General features: G+C 57.7%; 8 protein-coding genes and 1 pseudogene. 6 read left to right on the top strand and 3 right to left on the bottom strand.

The window, feature by feature from the left end:
- Positions 1-54 precede the first annotated feature (54 nt).
- From B5E42_RS09180 to B5E42_RS09155, 6 genes and pseudogenes are all read left to right on the top strand, one after another.
- Positions 55-858, top strand: coding sequence for a hypothetical protein (locus B5E42_RS09180; protein WP_087238894.1), 804 nt, complete (start codon positions 55-57; stop codon positions 856-858).
- Between the two features lie 74 nt (positions 859-932).
- On the top strand, positions 933-7025 hold the full coding sequence (locus B5E42_RS09175) for a SpaA isopeptide-forming pilin-related protein (protein WP_242967075.1): 6093 nt from the start codon (positions 933-935) through the stop codon (positions 7023-7025).
- Positions 7026-7094: 69 nt separating this feature from the next.
- The gene (locus tag B5E42_RS09170) at positions 7095-7439 is read left to right on the top strand and encodes a DUF3852 domain-containing protein (RefSeq protein WP_087238892.1); all 345 of its coding nucleotides are present in this window, start codon (positions 7095-7097) and stop codon (positions 7437-7439) included.
- Positions 7440-7453: 14 nt separating this feature from the next.
- Positions 7454-8104 (top strand): DUF4240 domain-containing protein, encoded by a 651-nt coding sequence (locus B5E42_RS09165; protein WP_087238890.1) that lies wholly within the window; start codon positions 7454-7456, stop codon positions 8102-8104.
- 17 nt (positions 8105-8121) lie between these two features.
- Positions 8122-9009, top strand: a complete 888-nt coding sequence (locus B5E42_RS09160; protein WP_087238887.1) for a conjugal transfer protein TrbL family protein — start codon at positions 8122-8124, stop codon at positions 9007-9009.
- A pseudogene (locus B5E42_RS09155) lies at positions 9006-9230 on the top strand (DNA cytosine methyltransferase); the annotation flags it as partial. The gene B5E42_RS09160 and the pseudogene B5E42_RS09155, both read left to right, overlap by 4 nt.
- Positions 9231-9337: 107 nt before the next feature.
- On the opposite strand, the gene B5E42_RS09150 reads toward B5E42_RS09155, so the two are convergent.
- From B5E42_RS09150 to B5E42_RS09140, 3 genes are read right to left on the bottom strand one after another with little or no spacing between them, the layout of a single operon-like run.
- On the bottom strand, positions 9338-10363 hold the full coding sequence (locus tag B5E42_RS09150; protein WP_087238883.1) for a tyrosine-type recombinase/integrase: 1026 nt from the start codon (positions 10361-10363) through the stop codon (positions 9338-9340).
- On the bottom strand, positions 10356-11324 hold the full coding sequence (locus B5E42_RS09145; protein ID WP_087238881.1) for a tyrosine-type recombinase/integrase: 969 nt from the start codon (positions 11322-11324) through the stop codon (positions 10356-10358). Before B5E42_RS09145 ends, B5E42_RS09150 begins: the two co-directional genes overlap by 8 nt.
- Complete coding sequence (locus B5E42_RS09140; protein WP_087238879.1) at positions 11321-12664, bottom strand: site-specific integrase; 1344 nt, start codon at positions 12662-12664, stop codon at positions 11321-11323. The genes B5E42_RS09145 and B5E42_RS09140 overlap by 4 nt, the downstream gene beginning before the upstream one ends.
- Between the last annotated feature and the right edge of the window lie 52 nt (positions 12665-12716).

The raw sequence follows: 12716 nt of genomic DNA, 5'->3' as shown, positions 1-12716 counted from the left end.
TGTTGTTGCTGCAAGGAATTCCAAAGCAGCGGAGAAAAGAAGGAGGCCAACAGCATGAAAGGGAAACAACTCATCCCAGCAGTATTGGCAAGTGTTCTGATAGGTGCGGCCCTGGGGGGGCCCGCGACGGCAGCGGTGGCCGCATCGGCGGCAGTGGCCACATCAGCGGCGTTGACCGCCGTTACCGCATCCCCCAGCACCCAGACCTTCTATGTGGACGGGGAGCAGGTGGATCTGGAGGCATACGTCATCAATGGGCACAACTATGTGCAGCTCCGGGACATCGGCCGGGCGGTGGACTTCGGTGTGGAGTATGACCAGAGCACCAACCGCGTCCTGGTAGACACCAGCTCCCCTTACACAGAGGAAGCCACGGCATCCACCCCCTCCGGGGTGGTCACTATCCCGCAGACGGACGAGCCCCTCCGGTTACAGGAGGGCGACCAAGTGCTGTGCGACGACGGCACTGTCTATGAGATCACGGACATGCGGCTGTGGGAGGAACCGGAGCCCCTGCCCATCTATGACCAGACACGCTTCCCGGAGCTGGAGCTGCCGAAGGCAGAGGTGCGCCGGTTTCAAAGTGAGTATGGGGACAACCTGCACATCCGAAACCTCTATGAGACGCGGCGGATGGAGTACACCATCTACAACGCCGCAGCCGGCCGCACAGAACCCCTGAATCTCCGGCTTGGCATCACGGAGCAGAACACGGTGCAGATGTTCTGGCCCTGGCAGGAGGATCAGCTCACCCAGGTGTTCTGTTCCGCGCCGGGGGCCCAGTTTGAGGTGGAAGCCTGGGACGTGTACCACAACGGAAAATACCTTTATACAGAGTACAATATCAGAGGGACGTAACAGGATTACGTCCTGCTCAGGCCGGCGGGAGGCGAACAGCCTCCCGCTTTTTTGTTAAGGAGGAATTCTTGACTATGAAACGGATTATCAGCCTGATACTCACCCTGGCGGTGGCGCTGTCTCTGCTGGTTCTGCCGGCGGGCGCGGCCTCCACCCCGGAGGAGGCCCTGGGTGAGGTCAACATCTATGACGGCGGCTACTCCATGAAGTACCTGGCCGTCAATGGAAAGGTACAGACCCAATCCTATACCTATTTCCTCTATGAGAACAGCGCCGGGGAGACCCAAGAAATCCCAGCGTACTGCGTCAATCCCAACCAGTACGGCGTGCCCCAGACCGTGAATGAGGGAGAAAGCATCCGCTACCTGGCGGAGGAAAAAGCCTCAGACCCCAAGGTGGTGGGCCTGGTTGCCAACATGTATCCCCACCGCTCCCTGGCGGAACTAGGGGTAGCCAACAAGTATCAGGCGTTTTACGCCGGCAAGATCGCGCTGTGGTGTTACCTCATCCCCGAGTGGGATATCAGCGCCGTCACTGTGGCCCCCGGCCTCACCGGTACAGAGCGGGAGATTGGGGAGAACATTCTAAACGCCGCCGTCAAAATCTACACGGAGGGCACCCGGTGGACCAGCGTGGCAGACCCCCAGCTCACCACCTCCCCGGATCAGGAGACAGCCTACCCCGTCACTATTGACGGGGCGGCCTACCGCCAGCAGGTGTTTACCGTCACCTCCCCCACCTGGGTAGACGGCCTGGCGGTCAATGTATCCTTCCAGGAGGGGGCCGATGTGCCGGAGGGCGCCCGCATCGTGGACGAAAATAATCAGGACATCACCCAGGTCACGGTCTCCAATACCGGCAGCGGCTATAAGGGCACCTTCAAGGTGCTCTACCCCGAGGACAGCGTGGCGGGCCAGACCGGCAGCGTCCAGCTCACTCTCTCCGCCGACGTGTACCAGTACGTGGTGTTCTACGCCCTGTGCCAGGAGGTAGACCAGTACGGCAATCTCCAGAGCTACCTGTGTGACACAGACCCCAAGACCAGCCTGCTCCGCAACGCCATCTCCAACTACTCAGACACGCCGGAGCCGGATGAACCCGATCCCGAGCCTAAGAACACCGCCCTGAAGATCACCAAGTATGAGACGGGCACTACTGTCACCCTCTCCGGCGCCACCTTCGAGGTGGTGGGCCCGGACGGCGACACCATCGGCGTCTACACCACGCCGGAGTCCGGATCCATCACCATCCCCCTCACCGAGGTGGGTAATTACACCATCTATGAGCGGGTGCCCCCGGAGTACCATCTGCTGGGCGAGGAGCCGGTCAAGCAGGTCACCGTCCGCTATGGTGAGGTGGCCGAAGTGGATTTTGAAAATGAACCCTACGGCGATCTGCGTGTGATCAAGGTGGATGCGGCAACCGGCGCCAGCCTGGCCGGGGCCCGGATCCAGATCAAGCACATCGAGAGCGGCGCCGTCTACACCGGCGAGACGGCCACCGGCGGTTCCTATACCTTCACGGAGCTGAAACCCGGAGCTTATGAGATTGTTGAGCTGTCCGCCCCGGAGGGCTGGGAACGGGATCCCCAGACCTATACCACCACCGTCGTCGCCGGGGAGTGCGTCACCTACACCCTGAAGAACGAGGCCCTGCCCGGCCTGAAGATCATCAAATACGACCGTTTGAGCCATGAAACCATGTCCGGCGTCACGTTCCGCATCTGGCGGGATAGTGTATTGTTGGGCGATTACGAAACCGATGCCCTGGGCGAAATCCTGCTCACCGATTGCCAGCCCGGCACCTATCGGGTGCAGGAGGTGGACACCGGGGACAGCGGACATCTGGTGGACTCCACTCCCCAGGAGATCGAGCTGAAAGCCGGGGACGGCATCAAGGAATTGTACTTCTTCAACGACCAGAAGCCCGGCATCTGGCTGGTCAAGGTGGACAGCGCCGACCCGTCCAAGGTGATCCCCAACGCCAGGTTCCGCATTGAGGCGGTGGACGGTTCCTGGGGCCCGGCGGAGTTCACCACCGACCAGAACGGAGAGATCGACCTGTCCGAGCTGCCCACCGGGGCCTATGTGGTCACCGAGCTGGAATGCCCCGGCTACATCATCGACGAGGCCCAGCGGATCATCCAGCTGGAGGCCAACCAGACGGCCCGGTTCGTGTTCACCAACTCTGTGAAACCCTCCCTGCACCTCATCAAGCTGAGCGCGGACGGTTCCCGGCTGGCCGGCGTGACCTTCCGTATCGCTAAAATTGAAGACGGCAGCCGGTATCTGGACCGCACCACCGATGAGAACGGCGAAATCCTGATCTCCGGGCTGGAGCCGGGGGTGTACTCGGTCAAGGAGCTGGATACGGTTTCGGACCACATCATCGACCCGGTGGAGCGCCATGTGGAGCTGTTCCCCGGCAAGACCTCCACCATCATTCTGGAGAACGACATCCGGCCCAACCTGACGGTAGTGAAGCGGGACGCGGACACCGGGGAGCCTGTGCCGGACACCGTATTCCTGGTGGAGGCGGCGGACGGCCACAGCGTGGATGAAATTAAGACAGGGGAAGACGGCACGGCCACCCTGGAGAATCTGCTGCCCGGGGTATATGAGATCACGGAGCAATCCGTGCCCTCCCCCTATCTGCTGGACGCCCCCAGCCAGCTGGTGACCCTCTACCCCAACCGGAACCACACCGTCTACTTTGAGAACCACAAAAAGCCCACCCTCACCATCCAGAAGGTGGACAGCATCACCGGCAGCCCCATCCAGGGGGCCAAGTTCCAGGTATGGTACGGCAGCAATGACACCGACACCGGCGAGCTCAACGACCTGGGCACCCACTTCACCGACGCCAACGGTCAGATCGTTCTGGAGGGCCTGCGGGACGGCTGGTACAAGGTGACGGAGCTGGAGCCCGCCCCCGGATTCACCATCAAGGAACCCGCCACCCAGGAGCTCTACATCACCGGCGGCAAGGACAAGACGGTGACCTTCCAGAATGTGCCCCTCAACGCTATCGTGGTGGGAAAATATGACAGCGTCACCGGCGAGGCACTGGGCGGTGCCAGATTCCAGCTCCGCTTCCTGGGCGGCGCCTCCGGCACCGGCGGCACGGTGATCGGCCAGAAGGTGACCGGCTCCAACGGCATGGCCATCTGGACGGGCCTGGAGCCCGGGGCATACGTGGTCGAGGAGGTAGACCCGGCGGATGGGTACAGCATCATCCAGTCCTCCGAGACTGTCTATCTGGCGGACAACGGAGAACAGAGTGTCATTACCGTTCGATTTGAAAATATGCCGGACGGCAATCTGCTCATCCGCAAGGTGTGCTCGGTCAACCCCAGCGTGACCCTGGCCGACGCCGAGTTCAAGATTACATATGCGGACGGGAGCTTCATTGGCGATTCCAACGGCATCTTCCGCACCGACGAGACCGGCGAAATCCTGATCTCCGGCCTCCAGCCGGGCAAGAGCGTGGTGGTGACGGAAACCCAGGCCCCTCCCGGCTATCTCATCGATACCCAGTCCCAGACCGTACAGATCAAAGAGGGCCGGACGGTCAGCCTCACTTTTAAGAATCAGCCCAAGGGTGAGCTGATCATCCAGAAACGGGACAGCGCCACCGGCCAGCCGCTGGCCGGAGCGGAGTTCAGAATCACGACCGCCGCCGGCTGTGAGGTGGGCCTGGATGGAGTCATTGGAGACTCCACGCTGACCCAGAACGGCATCTTTACCACAGATTCGGCGGGTGAGATCCACGTCACCAACCTGGCCCCCGGCGCCTACGTGCTCACGGAGATCAAGGCGCCCCAGGGGTATGTCATGGATGCCCCATCCACCAATGTAGTCATAGGAGAGGGCGGCGACACCCAGACGGTGGTGGTGACCAACTCCAAGGCGGGCAGCCTCATCATCGACAAGCGGGATTCCCTCACCGGCGAACCTCTGGAGGGAGTTACGTTCAAAGTGACCACCAGCACAGGTGAATATGTGCCGGATGAGAATGGCTACCTCTCCAGCAACGGCATCTACAAGACCGACAAGGACGGCAAGATCCAGATCGACGGCGTGGTGGGCGCCTTGGTGGTCACCGAAACAGCCACCATCCCCGGCTACACCATTGACCCCGCCAAGCAGACCCAGACGGTTCAGGTCAATGCCAATGACACGCAGACAATTTATTTTGAGAACACGCCCAGCACCACCTTGGTGATCGAGAAGTATATCGAGGGCACCACCACGCCTCTGGAGGGCGTGACCTTCCTGGTCACGGACAGCTCCGGTGCGGTAGTCGGCCCCTCCAACGGCGAGTATATCACCGATGAGGCGGGCCGCATCGTGATTGATGGCCTGGAGCCGGGCACCACCATCACCGCCCGGGAGGTCAAGGCCCTGGAGGGATATGTCCTGGACGGAGCCCCCAAGTCCATTGAGATCAAGGCGGGCGAGGTGCAGACGCTTAGGTTTTATAACCAGGCCAAGGGCACCCTGGTGATCCGCAAGCTGGACTCCGTGACGAAGGAACCGCTTGCCGGGGTGGAGTTTGAGCTGACCTACGCCGACGGCGGCTATGTGGACGACGAAAACGGCCACCTGTCCAGCCTGGGCCTGTACACCACGGACCAGAACGGCGAGATCCGCATCTCCGGCGTCACCGGCACCATTGTGGCCAGGGAGACCAAGACCATCGAGGGCTACACCATCGACCCGGCCACCCAGAGCCAGACGGTTCAGGTAAATCCAGAGGATACACAAACGCTCACGTTTTATAACGACCCCGTCGGCGGCGTGGAGATCATCAAGGTCAATGCGGACGACACCAGGGAGCGCATCCCCAATGTGACCTTTGAAATCCGCCGCATGGATGATGCCCTGGTGGACACCGTGACCACCGACAAAAATGGCCGGGCGTTCCTGTCCCTGGAGGACGGGTCGTATTACGCTGTGGAGATCGAGAGCGCGGAGGGCTTCCGTCTGGACGATACGCCCCACTATTTTGAGGTGGAGAACGGCAAAACCACCACCCTCCGGGTGGAGAACACGCCGGTCAGCGCCATCCTCATCCACAAGACAGACAGTACCACCGGCGAGGGCATCTATGGGGTATCGTTCATCCTCTATGATGACACCAACACCCCCATCGGCCAGTACACTTCGGACAACGAGGGGTATGTGCTGATTGAGGGCATGGAGGCCGGCCGGTATTATCTCAGAGAGTTAGAGAATGAAGGCTACGTCCCCGACACGGAGAAAAAGACCGTCTATGTGGAGTCCGGGGAGACCACGGAAATCGCCTGGGAGAACACCCCCATCACAGGGCAGATCCAGGTGACCAAGACCTCGGCGGACTATAACTCCATGAACGGCTGGCCCGCCGGTACCCCCATCCCCGGCACGGAGTTTGAGATCTACAACGCCAAAACAGGCAATCTGGTGGACACCATCCAGACGGACAAGAACGGCGTCGCCTCCTCCCGGCCGCTGCCCCTGGGCCGGTACAAAATCGTGGAGTCCAAGGCCGCGGACTTCTACGGCCTGGACAAGACCCCCATCGAGGTGGAGATTGAGTTTGCCGGCCAGATTGTCAAGGCGGCCATGACCAATAAGAGCCTCTACACCAATGTGAGCATCCAGAAGACCGGCTATGTGGAGGTCATGCCCGGCCAGCAGATCCGCTACGATTTCAGCGGCATTGCCAACAACTCCACCACCAGCCTCACCTCATTTTATTGGCGCGATACCCTGCCCGGCCAGGCGGTGCGACTGGACAAGATTGTTACCGGCACCTACAACGTGCCAGGGAATTATAAGGTGGTCTACAAGACCAACCTCAACCCCAACTATCGTACCATGTACGACAACCTGAGTACCCAGCAGAACTATGTGCTGGATGCCTCCAAGGCCGCCCTGGGCCTGGCCTACAACGAGTATGTCACCGAGTTCATGGTGTCCTTCGGCGTGGTTCCCGCCAACTTCCGGCAGGTGGAGACGCCCCAGGTCTATGCCACCGTCTACGCCTGGCTCACCGGCGGCAGCCAGTTCGTCAACCAGGCGGATGTGGGCGGCGTGTACAACGGCCAGTGGATCATGGCCACCTCCCGGTGGGTGACCAGGGTCTACAAGCCCACAGACCCCCTGCCCCGCACCGGCTATTGATTCCGGCAAACCATCATCAGGAGGGCCGCCCAACCCGGGCGGCCCTTTCATTTTATGGAGGTGTCATGAATGAGTATCAGAAAAAAGGGCGTCCGGATCCTGCTCCTGGCCCTGGTGGTGGCCGCCCTGTGCGTGGTTCCAGCCTTCGCATCCTCCTCCGCCGGCAACGTGGCGGACGCCGTGGAGCAGACCTGGACAGATGCCGCCGGCCAGATCAAGACCGTGGTGGACACCGTGGTGTTCCCCGCGCTGAGCCTGGTGCTTGCCATCGCCTTTTTTGTCAAACTCGCGATGGCGTATTTTGATTATCGCAAACATGGCCAGTTTGAGTGGACGGGACCCGCCATCCTTTTCGTCTGCTTAATCTTTGTGTTGTTGGCGCCCAATTACATTTGGAACATCGTGGGTATCTGAAGGAGGGAAAGCATTTGAATCAGCATGAATTTTGGAACCTGATCGGCCGCTGCCGCCAGGCGGCAGGCCAGGATGACAGACAATTTCTTCAGGCAGTGAAAAGGGAGTTGTCTGCATGTTCAGACGAGGAGCTGGGCCAGTTTAATGGCATCATGATGGAGTACCGCTCCATTGCCTATATGCCGGGGCTGTGGGAGGCTGCGACCCTGATCAAGAGGTTCTGCTCGGATGACAGCTTTGCTTATTTCCGCGCCTGGCTGATTTCGCAGGGGAAGGAGGTCTACCTGTCCGCGCTCCGATGCCCGGATTCCCTTGCAGAACTCGATATCGGGCGGAAATGTACCCTGGAGGCGTTTTCCTATGTGGCCGATGACGTCTACCGTGAGCGCACGGGGGAGTGGTTCCTGCCCGATTCCCTCTGCACGCTGGACACGGGCCTGCTGGATGCAATGCACGCGGAAATCCAGTATGGCGATGGGGTGGGCGTCATGCACAGGGCTGAGGACGGCCGCAGCTTTCTGCCTCGTCTGGTCAAAAAATATTCGGGCCGTTCCGTCTGGACAGAATGGACGCCGGAGGCGCGGGAGACCCAATGGGGCAGTGATTACAAAAGTCCGGCCCCGGAACAAAGCAGGGGGTCTGGGCTCTCTGGCCAGAGCCTATGAGAAAGCGGTGAGCCGTTATTTTTATTTGGGACTTTGCGGCCAACCCGGTGATGGAGTCTATCCTGGACTGGTTCTACAGCCAGATGGTGGGCTTCCTGGGCTCCTTCTTTGCCCAGATGGGCGACATGGGGGTGGAGCTGTTCGACCTTTCCTGGGTACAGTCGGTGGTGCGCTTCTTCTCCCAGCTGGGCTGGGCCCTGTTTGCCGTCAGTGTAGTGGTGTCCGCCTTCGAATGCGGCATCGAATACGCCTCCGGCCGGGGCAGCCTCCAGCAGCCCGCTCTCAACGCCATCAAGGGCTTCTTCGCCGTCAGCCTATTCACCACCGTGCCCGTCCGGCTGTACGCCCTCTCCGTCTCTCTCCAGGGCACCTTCGCCATGGAGATTACAGGGGCGGGAAAGAGCATCGGAGAGCTGGGCTCAGAGATCCTGGCGGATATGGAGGGCGCCGGTCTGCTGGACATCGCGGCCCAGGCCAAATGGGGCCTGGGCACCAACCCCATCATGCTTCTCTTTGCCATGATCCTCATGGCCTATGCGGTGATCAAGGTGTTTTTCAGCAATCTCAAAAGAGGCGGCATCCTGCTCATCCAGATTGCCGTGGGCTCCCTGTACATGTTCTCCATACCCCGGGGCTACACGGACGGCTTCACCCAGTGGTGCAAGCAGGTCATCGGCCTGTGCCTGACGGCGTTCCTCCAGGCCACCATCCTGGTGGCGGGGCTCATGGTATTCAGCGAAAAGGCCCTCTTAGGGCTTGGCCTCATGCTGGCCGCCGGAGAGGTGCCCCGCATCGCCGGGGCCTTCGGCCTGGACACCACCACCAGAGCCAATATCATGAGCGCCGTCTACACTGCCCAGGCCGCTGTCAATACCACCCGCACCATTGTCCAGGCGGTAAGATGACCCTTACCCTCGGAAGTTTGTTTGACGGCATTGGCGGCTTCCCGCTGGCCGCCGTGCGTCAGGGCATCACTCCGCTGTGGGCCAGCGAGATTGAGCCATTCCCCATCCAGGTAACGAAGCATCATTTCCCGGAGATGCTCCACGTTGGGGACATCACCAGACTGGACGGGGCGAAGCTGCCGCCGGTGGATATCATCTGCGGGGGCAGCCCGTGCCAGGATTATGCCGAGGAAATAGTTATTCCGAAGTAATTGCTGGAAACCCTGTAAATCAGGAGATTTCTGCAAAAACTTCGGAATAACGTAATGGGCATATAATGACAACCAGATCAGCGCAGGCCAGACAACTTCAAAATCATTTCCTCGTTATCAGCCCAAATTTCATTAGGTATGGGTTTGGTCTTGCGGACAGCATCAGCCTTCTGAATTGCGGCACGTTTCATCTCGGTATCTGCATGAGCATAGATCATCGTTGTTTCAATCTGCGTGTGACCAAGATATTGAGCGAGGAGCACCATGGGCATTCCGGACTGGTATAAATGCATCGCCCGTGTGTGCCGCATCATGTGCGGATGGATATGCTCTGGGACTTCCGGGCAAACATTCTTTGCCATACTTCCGTATTTTGCAAAAAATGCAGCTACCGTATCAGGAGACATTTTTTGCTGTGTCCCATGAATCACAGTAAAGAAAAGTGGCGCTTCGCTATGGTAATCTGCGGTCGGATGGAACTTGTGCAGATATTGCTTGCAATGCTGAACTGTCTTGCCGAGAAGGGGAACTGTGCGGATTTTGCGCCCTTTCCCGTGCAGATACGCAATTGGGTGTTTTGCATCAAGCCGCAAATCACAAACTTTCATATCGAGGAGCTCACTGCACCGGGCGGCAGTATCGTACATGAGGATCATAAATACCAGATTCCGCAAATCTTTAGGCTTAGATGGGTCAGGTTGCTGAAGCAGCGCAGCCAATGATGGTTCTGTCAAAAACTCAACGATTCGGCCATGTGACTCTTTTGAGGGAATATTGCAGGCAGAAAGGTACAACGCCATCTGTGTACAATCCATTTGTCCCGCAAACTCCAGAAAGGAACGCAGCGCCATCAAACGCTGGTTTCTGGTACTGGCACTACATTTTCGCGCGGTTTCCAGCCAAGTCAGGAACCCAAGGATCACATCCCGGTCAATACGAGAGAAGGTCAGTTTTGTAGCTGTAACATCCCGCTCATCCTGCATATAAGAAACAAAAAGGTTCAGTGTCTGTTTGTAGGAGAGGACCGTATTTACACTGAGACAACGCTGCTTGGGAAGATAATCCAGCAGGAAGCGTCGTACTGTGTCAAAAAAGTCATTCATCGGTTTCCACCTCCGGCAAGAGCACCTCGGCAGAAGAAAATGCAAAATCGGACATTTCTTCCATCAAGCCGGGAACCAGGTGAATGTAATAGTAGGTGTCAGAGAGTTGTGCATGTCCCATATACGCACTCAGGTATGGAAGCATAGCATTCAAGTCCTTACCCTCACACATCCAATGGTACAGCCGGTGGGTCGCAAACGTGTGGCGAAAATCATAAAGGCGCGGAGAACGGCGTCCAGTTCCATCAATGCCGGCTTTCATTAAAGTCTGCCGAAAGGTTTTTTCCAATCCGCGTTTCCCATAAAAGCCGCCCTCAGAGTTGGGAAAGAACGGCTCACGATCCGGCATAACGGCAGAGACAGCAGTATTACAGTCTGAGAGCATTTCCGCCACATCATCTGTCATCATAACAATGCGGCTTCTGTGCTGCTTGCTCTCCATAATATTAAGCCGCCCTTTGTCCATGTCCACATCTCCAACACGCAATCGCCTGGCCTCCGCTGGCCGCAAGCCGCAGCAATACAGTAGTTTTACCATGGCAGGAATCACAAATTGCCGTACAGGAAAACCGCTGCGTGGTATCAAGTGGTCGAGGACATCCCAGATTGCCAGAATTTCTGCCTCAGTGTAGATGTACGGGGCATACGGCGTATCTTTCCGAGCAATGTCCGGCGGGAGGACGTAGGCTGTCTCTCCATTACGATTCAAATACCGGGCAAACTCACGCACTGGCATCATACGGTTGCGAAAGGTGTTATTCCCTTCCGTGTCCTTTTTTGTTGCCCAGGCAAGGCAGAGATTTTCTGTCAAGGAATCTGCATCTGGAAAATAAGTCAGACAAAAGCGGTCAAAGTCCCTCAAAAGGCGGGAGGATTCCAGATAGCCAAATCCCAATGCGTTTTTCTGTGCAATAAATTCCTGAATTCGGGTGGCAAAGCGGCTTTTAAAGGTGTAGATCATCTGCGGCCACCAACCTCTCCTCGAAAAAGCAGTGGCAGCGAGCACATCTTCAGCCCTTGCTCGTCAATGGACAGATACGGCTTCATGGAATTCATATCTCTGTGCCCCAAGAGTTGTTGAATCAATTCTAAGGACACCTCATTTTGGAGCAATCTCGTCCCAAAAGTCCGGCGAAGCGCGTGAAATGCTCGGCGCTCGGCTGGGACTCCCGCCTGCTTCATGTGTCTGGAAATAACTGCGCTGGCAGAACGTGCATCAAGGGGGCGGGTCACTCCGGTATGGCACAGGAAAATATTTGCAATCGCTGTGTCCGGACGGCCATTGAGGATGTAATCCGCTATGGCATTTCCACTTTCGGGTTCCAAGGGAAGGGACAGCGGTTCACCGGTTTTGTGCTGGGTGAGACAAATCTCTCTTGTCCTCCAGTTAATGCTGCCCAATTCCAATCGGACAACGTCACAGGCCCGCAGACCACTCTGTGCAGCCAGAACCATCATGGCATAATCTCGTTTTCCAATGGCTGTATCCCTATCAGGATGTGCAAGCAGCCGATCCAGTTCATCTTCGGCAAAGCCTTCGTGGAACATTTTCCTGGCTGCTACAAGTTCTGGAAGGGATAAACTCAGGTCAGTTGCCGTCAAGCCGCGTTCATGCAGAAAATGCAAGAACAACCGTACACAAGAGATTGCGGAACCCAGCCCACCGGCATAATGTGAAGTAAAACTGGTAACGCATCTGTTCACATTTATTGGGGAGATGTCTGATAACGTGCTGAATCCGTGATCCTCCAGCTCGAACAGGAAACGGCGGACGGCGCTTCTGGCTACCTTGAGTGAGGTCTTTGCCATAGTCCGCTCTGCACTCACGCTAAATTCTTTCAAAAGTGTTTGGAACGGCTCAACAGGTTCCCTCTGTCCCCAGTTCGGAATCCTCCCCACTGTAATGTTGCCTGTACGGTGCATTTCCCGCAACCAATAGGCGGATTTCCGCAAGTTCTGGTAGAGAGCTCTGGTGGTTTGCCCCTGCTCATATTGAAGCCGTCTCTCGCCGACGAGTCGATCCAGAATTTTATCCGAATATCGATCTGTTCCAGCGTCATAGTGCCGATCTAAGATGATGACTAACCCACCTTTTGTGTACTGCTCGACTGTCTTTTCCGAGAGGCCAAGCGCTGACATCGCTCTATGGGTTCTCCATGCCAGGGCAAAAACGTCCTCCGGGTCAGCAAGCTGCTCTGCATTGGGTATGCTTTTCCAAATGTCTTGCCGCAACATAGGCGCCCGCGGCAACGTTAAACTTGATTTGTACCCTGTAGCCGCAGCAAATTCAACATGTTTCATGGCCCCTCCTTATAGATGTTGGTGTCAGGCTGATGCCTGCACTCAGCATTAT

Origin of the sequence: Flavonifractor sp. An10, from assembly GCF_002161215.1 — a bacterium.
In the GTDB taxonomy this organism is placed as follows: domain Bacteria; phylum Bacillota; class Clostridia; order Oscillospirales; family Oscillospiraceae; genus Flavonifractor; species Flavonifractor avistercoris.
This window is presented reverse-complemented; position numbering and strand designations above follow the sequence as displayed.

What these genes read in the sequence shown, in the direction of transcription:
- B5E42_RS09180 (WP_087238894.1), top strand. Translation starts at nt 55, where the DNA reads ATGAAAGGGAAACAACTCATCCCAGCAGTATTGGCAAGTGTTCTGATA.
- B5E42_RS09175 (WP_242967075.1), top strand. Translation starts at nt 933, where the DNA reads ATGAAACGGATTATCAGCCTGATACTCACCCTGGCGGTGGCGCTGTCT.
- B5E42_RS09170 (WP_087238892.1), top strand. Translation starts at nt 7,095, where the DNA reads ATGAGTATCAGAAAAAAGGGCGTCCGGATCCTGCTCCTGGCCCTGGTG.
- B5E42_RS09150 (WP_087238883.1), bottom strand. Translation starts at nt 10,363, where the DNA reads ATGAATGACTTTTTTGACACAGTACGACGCTTCCTGCTGGATTATCTT.
- B5E42_RS09145 (WP_087238881.1), bottom strand. Translation starts at nt 11,324, where the DNA reads ATGATCTACACCTTTAAAAGCCGCTTTGCCACCCGAATTCAGGAATTT.
- B5E42_RS09140 (WP_087238879.1), bottom strand. Translation starts at nt 12,664, where the DNA reads ATGAAACATGTTGAATTTGCTGCGGCTACAGGGTACAAATCAAGTTTA.